A 12,161-nucleotide genomic window follows, 5' to 3' on the forward strand; every position below is an offset into this window, starting at 1 on the left:
ATATCGAAGTTAGCGATGTTAGCAAAATCGACGAAAATACCGTCTATATCAAGCTGCAAGGCGAGGATAGTGCGCTTTTGATAGGCAAAGAAGGACACCGCTACAAGGCACTTTCGTATATGATTTACAACTGGATCAGCATCAGATATGATCTTGCCGTAGTTTTTGAAATCGCGGAATTTTTACAAAATCAAGAACGATTTATCGATTCTTATGTAAATGCACTCGTGGAACGCTCCGGAAATGAGCGTATCGTCACGAAAGCTTTTGACGGCGCATTTATCAAAATCGTAGCCGATAAACTAAAGCGGGCGTATCCAGATCGTTTCGTGGGCATCAAATCCACGCGTAGCGGCAAAATCGTCATCGTAGACGAAAAAAGCTAATCGTGATCGAGACTATTGCCGCTATCGCTACGGCGCACGGCATCGGCGGAATTTGCATAGTTAGAATTTCAGGCGAGGAAGCGCTATCTATCGCTCTAGGCCTTTCACATCGCAGTTCTTTGCGCCCTCGCTATGCCACGCTTGTGAATCTTTTTGACGCGAGCGGCGAAGCGTTCGGTGAGGCGATTTTGATATATTTTAAGGCTCCGCATAGCTTTACCGGCGAGGATGTCGTAGAAGTGCAGACCCACGGCGGCTTTACGGCTTCGTCCTTGGCGTTAGATGCCGTGCTGGCTCTGGGCGCGCGCATAGCAAATCCGGGCGAGTTTAGTAAGCGAGCGTTTTTAAACGGCAAAATGGATCTTAGTAAAGCCGAAGCCATAAGCGATCTTATAAATTCGCGCTCGCAAAGTGCGGCTAAAATTTTAGCTAGAAACCTGCGCGGCGAGCTAGCAGACTTCGTCGCAAATCTGCGCGCGGCTCTGGTTAAGACGCTAGCTTTTGTCGAGGTTTGCATCGACTACGCAGAGGACGATCTGCCTTCTGATGTGCTGCAAAGCTCGCAAAAGATGCTGGATGAAAATATAAAAAGCCTGGGAAAAATCACCCGCATAAGCCGCAGTCGCAAAGGGCTAATCGAGGGTTTTAAGGTGGCGATCGTAGGCAGACCCAACGTCGGCAAATCAAGTATACTAAACGCGCTTTTAAATTTCGAGCGCGCTATCGTGAGCGACGAAGCGGGCACTACGCGCGATCTCATCGAAGAAAGCCTGCAGATAGGCACTCATCTAATCCGTATAGTCGATACTGCAGGTATCAGACACAGCGGCTCAAAGCTCGAAAGTATCGGCATTTCATATTCGCTTCGCGCTGCAAGCGAGGCGGACGTGATTTTGGCAGTGTTTGACGCAAGTCGCGAATGGGACGCCGAGGATGCGCAGATCCTAAAAATACTGCGTGAACAAAAAGACAAAAAAATCATCTACGTTTTAAATAAATGCGACTTGCCGCGTAAATTTCATCCTAGCGTGGAGGATCTTGGCGATGATTTAGAGGCTTTTTCTGCAAAAAATTTCGCAGCTGAAAGTCCCATATCAGAGAATTTCACAGCCGAAAATTTAAAGCAAAGTCATACCTGCGACGCTTCTTTAAATTCCTGCGCGCAGAATTTAAAAGCTAAAAATTTAAAGCGTGACCTAAGCGCACAAAATTCTACTTCCACAAATTCCGCGCCTACAAGCCAAATAGCCCTTGCGAATTCCATAAATCCAAAGGAACAGAATTCCGCCGCAAAAGTGGGACTAGCGTCGCCCAATACCGAGCGCGTTACTGCAAGCTGTGCTGCGGAGAATTTTACGAAAGATGATTCCAAACAAAATTCTGTAAATTCCATCGCGCCTAGTAGCTCTGCAATAAATTCCGCTAGGCAAACTACCCAAGCAAATTCCATTTTTACGCCACTTGAAATTTCTGCAAATGAGGGCGTGGATAAAATTTTAACCGCGCTTGAGAGCTACTTAAATTCTCAAAATTTCGATGGCCTTATGCTAAGCAACGAGCGGCAAATTCTATCTTGCGAGAGCGCGCTCGCAGCTCTTAAAAACGCGAGCGAGCGCCTGGCTTGCGGCGAGCTTGAGCTTTTTGCATTTGAGATAAATCGCGCGATTGAGGCGATTGCACGTATTTCGCGTCCATTTGAGCGAGACGAAATTCTAGATGAAATGTTTAGCAATTTTTGCCTCGGTAAATAGCGTTTTAGCTACTAATTAGCCAAAATTCAATATAATCTCGCATTTAAAACGAGGTCTTTATGAAGGAAAAAATCCAATATTTTTTGGCGCTGGGTCTGATAAAATTTGCAAAATTCGCGCCGAAAAGCTTCATATTTGCATTTTTCGATAAGCTCGCACTTTTTGCATCGTGGAAGCTTAGCAGGCGCGTTAAAGTCGCACAAGACAACCTTCGCGCCGCCTATCCGCAAAAAAGCGAAAGTGAGCTTCACTCTCTTGCGATCGAGAATTTTCGCAGTATCGCTAGGACGCTTACCGACACGCTTTTATTTTACAACGGCAGACTAAAATTTGATGATTTGATTTCAAACGGCGAGCAGGCGCTAGAGCGCGTCCGAAAGCTAAAAGGTGATAATCCGCACGGGATTTTATTTTTTACCGCACATTTTGGAAATTGGGAAATTCTAGCTAATTTTTTCGGCGCCAATGGCTTTCCCGTCTCGGTAGTCGGGCGTCGCAGCGATAATGAGTTGATCGAAGAGCGGCTCGTGGCGCCGTTTCGCGAGCGCTACGGCAACGACCTCATTTACAAGGACGATGCGATGCGCAGACTCGTGCAGGCGCTAAAGCAGGGGCGCAACGTAGGCATTCTGCCCGATCAAAAGCCAGGTCCTAAAAACAGCCTGATTACGACCTTTTTTGGACGACAGTGCTACACCACGAAGACTATCGCGTCGCTTTATTTGAAATTTCGCCCCGTGCTGATACCAATTTTTGCGCGCCGCGGAGAGGATGATCGCTACGAGATCGTGATCAAGGATTTCCCGCCGCTACCTGAGGGGCTAAATAAGGACAAAGCCGAGCTGTTTATCACGCAAAAGTGCAACGACATTTTCGAAGAGGTCGTGCGAACCGCGCCGCAGCAGTGGTTTTGGATACACAAACGATGGAAGATGGACTGATGGCGCGGCAAATTCTAAGAGGCGAGAGCAGAAACAGCGTCACGAGGAATTTATCCGCGCCGCAGGGCTCGCGTCTTTTTGCAAAAGAGCAAAGCGCCGTAAATTTAAGTAACGCCGCGCGCGCCGTTAAAATTTTAAATCGCGAAAATTTCGTAGCGATCGCCGCCGCGCGAAAGGACAAAAATTCGGACTTCAAAAATTTCATATCGTTTTGCGGCAGCCCCTCTTGCACTTTGCGGCGCGAAAGCTTTAAAGGTAAAAATTTAAGATCGGGCGCTTCAGGCTGGGCGTGGCGCGCAGGCGGCGGCTCTCTAAATTTAAACAGCGAAAGCTCCTGCGCAAATCCGCCCACCACTAACAATCCGCATCGAAAAGCACTCATCTTAAGCGACGGCCGCAAGGGGCACGAGAATCAAAGCATCGCATTTTGCGAGCTAAGAGGGCTTGAGTTTTGCCTTTGCAAGATCGCTTACGCAAACAAGCTTCTTAAACTTTGCTCCTACGCGCTTGATTTTTTAGGATTTTATTTTAAAATTTTTAAGTGCGATCTCGGTGGGAGCGACACGGCGGCGGACCTCAAAAACGGATCAAATTTAAATAGTCCCGCTTTAAACAGCCCCGCCGCGCCGAATGGCACCAATTCAGACGCCGTATCGGATCGCAATTTAAATTTCGCAGATTTTGATCTGTTCGTAGGAGCGGGCTCTACGAGCTATTACGCGCTGAAATTTTACGCGCGCAGATACGCAAAGCCGAGTATAGCGCTAATGTATCCGAAGGGCTACCGCAAGGATTTTAGCATCATCATCGCAGGCGAGCATGACCGCCCAAAGCCGCGCGCAAATCTTAAAATTTCGCCCGTCTCGCTTAGTTTTTCGCGCCCGCAGGGGCTGTATAAGCCGCAGCGCAAAGCGGTAGGATTTATCATCGGCGGACCGAATTCCTGCTTTGAGATGGGTGATGAAATTTTAAAGCAGATTGAGGACGTAAGGGCGCAGTTTGCGGACTGCGAGTTTGCGCTAACGACCTCTCCGCGCACGCCGCGGGCTACCGAGAGCGCGCTAGAAAAGCTTAGCTGGGATTACAGCGTGATTTACAGCTGCGAGCCCGTAAATCCGATCGGCGATTTTTTGGCGCAGTGCGAGTGGGTCTTTATCAGCGAGGACAGCGTCTCGATGATAAGCGAGGCTGCATCTAACGGGAGCGCGAGCGTAGCCATTTTGAGTTTAAAACGCAAAGACGCTCATAATAAATTTGACGATTTCATAAGTGCTCTCGTTTCTACGGGCTATGCTAGGCGATACAGCGAGGGCGCGAAGCTGAAAAAGACTGCAAAGTACGATCTTGAGGCGTTTGTGAGGGAGATAAAAATATGAGGGTCGTGCAAATCCTGCCCGAGCTGAACGAAGGCGGTGTCGAGCGCGGCGTAGTCGAGCTAAATAGAGAGTTTGCGCGGCGCGGCATCGAAAATTTCGTCATCAGTAACGGCGGCAAATTGGCGCCAGAGATAGAAAAAGATGGCGGCGTGCACGTGCAGCTCGACGTTTGCTCCAAAAGTATCCTAAGCGCTCCGGCGCGCGTTTTAAAGCTGCGTAAAATTTTAAGCGGGATCGCTCCCGACATCGTGCATGTCCGCTCCCGCGTGCCGGCGTGGCTGGTTAAATTTGCTCGCCCCAAAGCAAAGATCGTAAGCACCGTGCATGGGATAAATTCCGTAAATTTCTACAGCAAGATTATGACGGATGCGGACGCGATCATCTGCCCTAGCGGCTACGCGCGCGATCACGTAGTGCGAAGCTACGGCACGGATGCGGCCAAGATCACGATCATTCCGCGCGGCATCGATCTAGAAAAATTTAATCCCAAAAATTTAGACGAGCGCTTCATCGCGGAATTTCGGCAGAATTTTAACCTCGCGCAGGATGATTTCATCGTCTCAAGCATTGGGCGCATCACGCAGATTAAGGATTACAAAACCCTGATCCGCGCCGCGGCTTTGGCAAGCGAACAAAAGCTTAAAATTTTGATCGTAGGCGGCGTGAGAGCGGATCGCGACGAGTATTTTTCCGAGCTAAAATCGCTCGTAGAGGGACTTAGCCTCTGCGAGCGCGTAATTTTTACGGGCTCTCAGAGCAAGATAGCCGAGATTTACTCGCTCTCATCGGTCATGGTAAGCGCTTCGAGCAAGCCCGAGAGCTTCGGGCGTTCGATGGCTGAGGCGATCGCACTGAACTGTCCTGTGATCGCGACTCGCCACGGCGGCGCGCTCAATATTATCAAAGAGGGCGAAAACGGTTATTTTTTTGACGTGGGCGATGCGCAGGCGCTGGCGGAGCTGTTTGCCCCCGCGCGCGAGCTGAAATTTGACGGCTACGGCTACGTTTCGCAAAACTTCAGCCTAGAGCAGATGGTAGAAAAAACGATAAAGGTTTATGAGAGTTTAATATGAAAAAATTTTTTTACGAAAACGCGCCTAGCGGCTGGAGGATCACATTTTTAACGCTGCTGCTTCTTTGGTGCGCGTCGCTATTTTTCAAAAACGCGGTCTATCAGATCTCCTTCGCGGCGCTAAATTTACTCTTTTTGGCGCATCTGTTGTATTTTAAAAACTACGAAATTTTAAGCGAAATTTTGAAAAAAACGCGATTTATCGCGATCTGCTTCATCTGTTTAGTGGCGACGCTAGCGATCTCAAACCTCCTAAACGAGGCGGTTATCTCAAAAAAAGCATGGCAGAGCACCATATTTTTCGTCCTTCGATACGGCGCTATATTTTTGGTACTTTGTTATTTTTATAAGCTTAAATTTTTTGATGAAAACGCCGTTTTTGCCTTTCTGTTCGTGGGGCTTGGAATTTTATCGGTGAGCGTGATTTATCAGCTTATAAACAGCCCCGATGCGATCGTCTTTGCAAGCGACTCTGTTCGCGGAGGTCTTAGCGGATCGCTTTCGAACCGCAATATTTTAGGGCTTTTTATGGGCTTTGGGCTCTGCCTTAGCGCGGTGGCGATACGGCGGCCTTTGGCGCTTAAATTTGCGACTCTATTTTTGTTTGCGTTTTTTATGATCTTTTCATTTTCTAGGGCGGCGTGGGTCGGCGCGTTCTGCGCGCTCGCGTTTTACGGCGCGCTAAATTTAAAGAGCTTAAACAAAAAATACCTGCTTTTCTCGGTGGGTTTCATCGCGCTTTTTGCCGTTTTACTTGCGCTTTCGCCGTCGTTTGAGCAAAGGCTAGCAGCGCTATTTAGCGGCAACTCCTCGGGCAGAACCGTGATTTGGAGCTATATTTTAGAGATGGCGCAAGAAAAGCCTATCTTGGGCTACGGGCTGGGCTCATATATAAATTTGCCGGGCTCCCCGGTCCTTGAGCATCCTGAATATAACGCGCCGCACAATTTATTTTTAGAAATTTTACTTTATAGCGGCGCGCTCGGGCTTATCTTTTACGGCGCGATCCTATTCAGCGTTTTTAAAGAGTGCATTCAACGCAGGCAGTTTGGGGTTCTTACGCTTCTAATTTATCTTTTGATAGATTGTCAGTTCGATCACGGCGCGTATCTGTCGAAAGAAGCGCTGAGTCTGGCTACGATTTTGAGCTTTTTGGCTTATCGCATGAGGATTGAGAGATGATCTACGCGGCGGCGGTTTTGGCTTTTGCGGCGCTTTTTGCGTGGTTTTGCCTGCGCTTTGCGTGGTGGGCGAAGGACCAATCTTACGAGTATCCGCGCGTGCTGATGTATCATATGATCCGCGTGCATCTGCCAAAGCATACCTCTAAATTTAACCGCCTGCGCGTGACCCCCGCCGCGTTTGAAAAACAGCTTGCGTGGCTGAAGCGAAACGGCTTTACGAGCTACACTCTAAGCGAGCTTGCAAGCTTGGATAAAAAGCCTACAAAGGCGGTTTGCATTACCTTCGACGACGGATACCGCGATAATCTTACGGGCGCTCTGCCGATACTTCAAAAATACGGCTTTAAGGCGACGATTTTCATCGTGAACCGGCGCTTTGACGGGAATTGGGCGACCGATAAGGATCTAAAAAAATCAAGCGACGAGCTAAATAGCGAGCAGATGCTAAGCGATGATGAGGTCCGAGAGCTTTTACAAAGCGGCCTCATCGAGATCGGCTCGCATACGCTTGATCACGCGAACTTGCCTAGCCTGGATCCGCAAGAGCAGCTGCGCCAGATGAGCGAATCAAAGCGCGAAATAGAGGCGAAATTTGGCATCTCTTGCGGCGCCTTTGCCTATCCGTTCGGCTTTTACGACGAGATTAGCGTGCGCTGCGCGCGCGAAGCGGGCTTTAGCTGCGCCGTTACGACGAAAAACGACGTGTTGCGCCCACACTACTCAAATTTTGAAATTCCGCGCATCATGGTTAGCGGTAGGCAGGGGCTTTTTAGCTTCATTTTGAAGATGAAAAAGGGCAGAAATAGATGAAAATCGCCTATCTTTGCTGCTCCAGATTTTACGGCGGCGTCGAAAAGATCGTGATCGACTCGCTAAATGAGCTTTGCAAAAGCGAGCATACGGCACTCATCGTGCCCGATAGATGCGAGTTTTTGCAGCGTCTGGATGCTCGCGTGCAAATTTATCAGTACAAAAGCCGAGACAAGCGCTACAATCCCTTTTTGTTCGCTGAAATTTATCGGTTTTTACGCTCGGGCGGATTTGAAATTTTACATTCGCACGGCGCCAAAGCCGCACAGATCGGCTTCGTGGTCGAAAAATTTTTAAGCCTTAAGCTTGTCGCGACCAAGCATAACGACCGCAAAGCGCCCGTTTTCGATAGCGTGCAAAACGTCATCGCAGCCTCGCGCAAGGTCGCAACCACGATAAATCACGCTGCGAAGGTGATATATTTCGGCATAGAGCCGCGGCGGGAGTTTGCAAATCATGAAATTTACGCGCTCTGCAAGGACGCGGAGGGCACCGCAAACGTGGCGCCGAAGGAAACAAAGGACGCGCGCGGCGACTTGGCCAGCACTGCGGGCGTGTCGCAAAATATGACCGGCGTTGCATTTGCGTCGCAAGATACGCCTGATGGGGCGAGCGTGTCGCAAGATAGGGCTTTTGATGCGGACGCATCGCAAAATAAGACTAGCAGCGTATTCGTATCGCAACAGGGCGCAAACGCAGCGGCGGAAAATTTTAAATTTAACATCGTCGCGGTCGGCAGGCTCGATAAGATCAAGGGTTTTGATCTTTTGATCCGCGCCGCAAGCGAGCTGAAATTCGATTTCGAGCTTAAAATTTACGGTCAGGGCGGCGAGAGGCAAAATTTACAAAATTTAATCGATTTGCTAAAATTACAGGACCACGTGCGGCTGTGCGGCTTTTGCGACGACGTTGCGGCGGCTCTGAGCGCATCGCACCTGCACGTCATCAGCTCGCGCAAGGAGGGCTTTCCGGTGATTTTGATCGAAGGTATTTTTTATTCGCCCGTGCTGATATCTACCCGTGTGGGCGGAATTTCGGAAATTTTAAGCGAGGAGTTTTTATGCGAGGCGGCGGATTTGAGCGCCAAAATCGATGAAATTTACCGCACTTACGGCAAATACGCCCGGACTTTCGCGCAAAAACACGCCAAGCTCAAGCAAACTTTGACGCTGCAAAATTATATTAGCTCGCTTAAAAATTACTACGAGGAGCTATTATGCGAAGCCTAAAGATCGTGCATTGCGGCATTTTTAACGAATACGACGACGGTAGTTTTTTCTACGGCATGGAGCGCAAGATCAGCCACGGGCTCGTTCGCGGCGGGCACTTCGTCTATGATTTTAGCTACCGCGATTGGGAGCGGAGCCTGCGTTTTTGCGGGCTGAAAAACAGCGGCTTAAAAAAGATGAACGCCAAGCTCGTGCGTATCTGCGAAAACATCGGCGCCGATCTGCTTCTGATCGGTAAGGCCGAAAAGATAAAATTTGATACTCTAAGCCGCATCAAAAAGCTACTGCCGAAGATCAAAATAATCCAGTGGTATGCGGATTTAAGAAGCGCCGATAGCGGCGATTTTAATAAAATTTCCCTGGCCGATGCATTTTTTTGCACCAACGCCACGGATCTGGCGGAAATTTCGCGCCGCAATCCAAATACCCTAGTTTCGTTTATGCCCAATATCTCGGATGCCGCATTCGATAGGAATTTTGAGTCGGAAAAGAGCCACGACGTCCTTTATATCGGCAACGACTACCTGCCCAACAGAAAGGAATTTATCGAGACTTTAAAGCAACTATGCGCCAAAGAGGGCATAAAGATTAAAATTTACGGAAGTTTAGGCGAGCCCTTTGTGTTTGGGGAGCGGTTTCAGCAAGAAATTTCGCGCTCTAAAATAGCGATAAATTTTAACGCGGATGACGGCGTTTGGAAGCCTAATCAAAATAAAATTTTATACTCCTCCGATCGAATGGCTCAATTTATGGGGTGCGGAGTTTGCACATTCAGTCCCGCTATAAAGGGCTTGGATAGACTTTTTATCGATGGGCGCGATGTCGTATATTTTAGCGATGTAAAGGATTGTTTTGCCAAGATCAAAGAATGCTTGCAAAACGGAAGTTTCGAGGCTATCGGCAAAAATGGTCGGGCTAGGGCGCTAGAAATCGTAAATGCCACGCGCGTGTCTAAATTTATGCTGGAGCTCACGTTTGGCTTAACGCTTAGCGAGCCTTACGAGTGGCGCGAGTTCGTCTATAAAAACGGAGAGAAATTCAGATGATTTATTTTGTAGCCTTTCTGATCTTTGCTGCTGCGGTGGGCATTTCGCTGCGTTATAACTGGTGGCGGATCCCGCAGGGCTGGCATAAGGCGCGGGTGCTGATGTATCATAGCGTAGAGGAGCACAAGGGCGATAAATTCGACAAATGGCGGCTAAGACCCGCGGATTTTGAGAGGCAGATCGCGTGGCTTGCAAAAAACGGCTTTAAAAGCTTTAAGCTTAGCGAGCTTATCGCGCTAGAGCGGCTGCCTAAAAAGGCGGTTTGCATCACCTTCGACGACGGGTTTGAAAATAATTTTACCAACGCCTTTGAAATTTTGAAAAAATACGATTTTAGAGCGAGCATATTTTTGGTGCCGGGCGCCGTGCAAAACGACTGGGAGCGCGCTAATACGACCCATCTCGCGCGAATGCTGAGCGAGGAGCAAATTTTAAAAATGCAAGCAAGCGGGCTGGTGGAGTTTGGCGCGCATACGATGCACCACGTAAATTTAGACCTTACCTACGCGAGCGATCCACAGCTTGCCGCAGATGAGATCATCGCATCCAAAGCTCGCGTAGCAAGTATTTGCGGACAGCCTTGCGAGGTGTTTGCCTACCCGTACGGTAAATTTAACGACGAAATTTTAAATATCGCCAGATCAAATTTTAAAGGCGCGGTGGTCGTCAAGCGCGGACTTTACGAGGCGGGCGACGACAAATATGCCGTAAAGCGTATCGGCATTTTGGGCACGGAGGGGTTTTTTGATTTTTGGCTGAAATTTACGAGGATAAGGAACAAACTATGATTAAAGCGTCCGTTTATGCGATAGTGATGAATGAGGAGCGCCACATCGAGCGTATGCTGCGTAGCGTGGCGGATTTTGCCGAGATCATAATCGTCGATAGCGGCAGCACCGATGCCACGCTGCAAATCGCGCGTAAATTTACCGATAAAATTTACCATCACGGCTGGCAGGGCGAGGGGGTGCAGAAAAACTACGCGTTTTCGCTATGTAGCAACGAATGGGTGCTCAATCTTGACGGCGACGAGGAGGTAAGTCCTGAGCTAAAAGGCGAGATAGAGGAGTTTATGAGCCAGAGCGATTACTCTGCGCTGGATATTAAATTTCATGAATACTCGCTTGGGCGCAAATGCTCCAATCTCGTGCGCAAAAACACTCACATCCGCTTCTTTCGCAAGGAGTGCGGCGAGTATAAAAATATGGGCGTGCACGCGCAAATTTCGATCGTAAAGGGCGCGGTGAAAAAGAGCAAATTTTGCATCAACCATTTTAGCGAAAAGCCGATCGCCGAGCTCGTTATGAAAAACAACAACTACTCTACGCTACGCGCGCAGGGGGATTTTGAGAAGGGCAAAAAGCCGAGCCTCGCGAAGCTTTTGCTGATCTATCCGTTCGCGTTTTTTAAATCGTACATTTTGCGCAGATCGCTTTTTGACGGGCGCAAGGGATTTATCACGGCAAATATTAACGCATTTTACGCGTTTTTAAAAGAGGCAAAACTTTACGAGAAGTATCTTAAAAAGGGCGAAGATTAATCGAAATGATAGAAAATTTTAGTTATTATTGCGACTTAAATTTAACGGCGAAAAGGGCGAAAAATGGATAAAAAAACGATAGCGGCACATAAAATTTCAGACGAAGAATATGAAAAAATTTTAAAAATTTTAGGTCGCGAGCCAAATCTGCTCGAGCTTGGGATTTTTAGCGCGATGTGGAGCGAGCACTGTAGCTACAAATCGAGCAAAAAATACTTAAGCGGCTTCCCGACCAAGGCGTCTTGGGTCATCCAGGGTCCCGGCGAAAACGCAGGCGTCATCGACATCGGCGGCGGCATGGCGGCGGTTTTTAAGATGGAAAGCCACAACCACCCTAGCTTCATAGAGCCGTTTCAGGGCGCTGCGACAGGCGTAGGCGGGATACTGCGCGATATCTTTACGATGGGCGCGCGCGTTGAGGCCAATATGAACTCGCTTCGTTTCGGCGAGGTGCGAGGAAGAAGCGAGAATGCCAGGAAGCAGCGCTATCTGCTAAAAGGAGCGGTTGCAGGCATCGCGCACTACGGCAACTGCATGGGCATCCCTACGATAGGCGGCGAGACGAGCTTCGATAAGAGCTTTGACGGCAACATTTTGGTTAATGCCTTTGCGCTGGGTATCGTTAAAAAGGATGAAATTTTCTACGGCAGGGCCGAAGGTGTAGGCAACAGCGTGATCTATGTGGGCTCTAAGACAGGTCGCGACGGGCTCGGAGGAGCCGTGATGGCGAGCGATAGCTTTAACGACGCGAACAAATCTCTGCGCCCGACGGTGCAGGTGGGCGATCCGTTTGCCGAAAAGCTGCTGATGGAGGCGTGCTTGGAGC

The 12,161-nt window shown here is 48.9% G+C and carries 11 protein-coding genes and 1 pseudogene; all 12 read left to right on the top strand.

Going from position 1 to position 12,161, the window contains the following annotated elements; translation table 11 throughout:
• Nucleotides 1-386: pseudogene (locus Q0117_RS01695) on the top strand (protein jag); the annotation flags it as partial.
• A gap of 2 nt (nt 387-388) precedes the next feature.
• Nucleotides 389-2,137: a tRNA uridine-5-carboxymethylaminomethyl(34) synthesis GTPase MnmE gene (mnmE, locus tag Q0117_RS01700; RefSeq protein WP_297921666.1), complete on the top strand. Its 1,749-nt coding sequence runs from the start codon at nt 389-391 to the stop codon at nt 2,135-2,137.
• A gap of 59 nt (nt 2,138-2,196) precedes the next feature.
• Nucleotides 2,197-3,078: a lysophospholipid acyltransferase family protein gene (locus Q0117_RS01705; RefSeq protein WP_297921669.1), complete on the top strand. Its 882-nt coding sequence runs from the start codon at nt 2,197-2,199 to the stop codon at nt 3,076-3,078.
• Nucleotides 3,048-4,454 (top strand): ELM1/GtrOC1 family putative glycosyltransferase, encoded by a 1,407-nt coding sequence (locus Q0117_RS01710; RefSeq protein ID WP_297921672.1) that lies wholly within the window; start codon nt 3,048-3,050, stop codon nt 4,452-4,454. Before Q0117_RS01705 ends, Q0117_RS01710 begins: the two co-directional genes overlap by 31 nt.
• A complete protein-coding gene (locus tag Q0117_RS01715) occupies nt 4,451-5,527 on the top strand; it encodes a glycosyltransferase family 4 protein (RefSeq protein WP_297921675.1) in 1,077 nt (358 codons plus the stop codon). The genes Q0117_RS01710 and Q0117_RS01715 overlap by 4 nt, the downstream gene beginning before the upstream one ends.
• Nucleotides 5,524-6,708, top strand: coding sequence for an O-antigen ligase family protein (locus Q0117_RS01720; protein ID WP_297921678.1), 1,185 nt, complete (start codon nt 5,524-5,526; stop codon nt 6,706-6,708). The genes Q0117_RS01715 and Q0117_RS01720 overlap by 4 nt, the downstream gene beginning before the upstream one ends.
• On the top strand, nt 6,705-7,520 hold the full coding sequence (locus Q0117_RS01725; protein WP_297921681.1) for a polysaccharide deacetylase family protein: 816 nt from the start codon (nt 6,705-6,707) through the stop codon (nt 7,518-7,520). Before Q0117_RS01720 ends, Q0117_RS01725 begins: the two co-directional genes overlap by 4 nt.
• On the top strand, nt 7,517-8,749 hold the full coding sequence (locus Q0117_RS01730; RefSeq protein WP_297921683.1) for a glycosyltransferase: 1,233 nt from the start codon (nt 7,517-7,519) through the stop codon (nt 8,747-8,749). Before Q0117_RS01725 ends, Q0117_RS01730 begins: the two co-directional genes overlap by 4 nt.
• Nucleotides 8,737-9,795 (top strand): glycosyltransferase, encoded by a 1,059-nt coding sequence (locus Q0117_RS01735; protein WP_297921684.1) that lies wholly within the window; start codon nt 8,737-8,739, stop codon nt 9,793-9,795. The genes Q0117_RS01730 and Q0117_RS01735 overlap by 13 nt, the downstream gene beginning before the upstream one ends.
• On the top strand, nt 9,792-10,583 hold the full coding sequence (locus Q0117_RS01740; protein WP_297921689.1) for a polysaccharide deacetylase family protein: 792 nt from the start codon (nt 9,792-9,794) through the stop codon (nt 10,581-10,583). The genes Q0117_RS01735 and Q0117_RS01740 overlap by 4 nt, the downstream gene beginning before the upstream one ends.
• Nucleotides 10,580-11,335 carry a glycosyltransferase family 2 protein gene (locus Q0117_RS01745; RefSeq protein WP_297921691.1) on the top strand — a complete coding sequence of 252 codons (756 nt, stop codon included), beginning with the start codon at nt 10,580-10,582 and terminating at the stop codon, nt 11,333-11,335. The genes Q0117_RS01740 and Q0117_RS01745 overlap by 4 nt, the downstream gene beginning before the upstream one ends.
• Nucleotides 11,336-11,398: 63 nt before the next feature.
• The coding region (locus tag Q0117_RS01750) for an AIR synthase related protein (RefSeq protein WP_297921694.1) at nt 11,399-12,161 on the top strand (763 nt) is incomplete at its 3' end.

Source organism: uncultured Campylobacter sp. (assembly GCF_937997535.1).
In the GTDB taxonomy this organism is placed as follows: domain Bacteria; phylum Campylobacterota; class Campylobacteria; order Campylobacterales; family Campylobacteraceae; genus Campylobacter_B.

What these genes read in the sequence shown, in the direction of transcription:
- Q0117_RS01740 (WP_297921689.1), top strand. Translation starts at nt 9,792, where the DNA reads ATGATTTATTTTGTAGCCTTTCTGATCTTTGCTGCTGCGGTGGGCATT.
- Q0117_RS01725 (WP_297921681.1), top strand. Translation starts at nt 6,705, where the DNA reads ATGATCTACGCGGCGGCGGTTTTGGCTTTTGCGGCGCTTTTTGCGTGG.
- Q0117_RS01705 (WP_297921669.1), top strand. Translation starts at nt 2,197, where the DNA reads ATGAAGGAAAAAATCCAATATTTTTTGGCGCTGGGTCTGATAAAATTT.
- Q0117_RS01745 (WP_297921691.1), top strand. Translation starts at nt 10,580, where the DNA reads ATGATTAAAGCGTCCGTTTATGCGATAGTGATGAATGAGGAGCGCCAC.
- Q0117_RS01720 (WP_297921678.1), top strand. Translation starts at nt 5,524, where the DNA reads ATGAAAAAATTTTTTTACGAAAACGCGCCTAGCGGCTGGAGGATCACA.
- Q0117_RS01715 (WP_297921675.1), top strand. Translation starts at nt 4,451, where the DNA reads ATGAGGGTCGTGCAAATCCTGCCCGAGCTGAACGAAGGCGGTGTCGAG.
- Q0117_RS01735 (WP_297921684.1), top strand. Translation starts at nt 8,737, where the DNA reads ATGCGAAGCCTAAAGATCGTGCATTGCGGCATTTTTAACGAATACGAC.
- Q0117_RS01730 (WP_297921683.1), top strand. Translation starts at nt 7,517, where the DNA reads ATGAAAATCGCCTATCTTTGCTGCTCCAGATTTTACGGCGGCGTCGAA.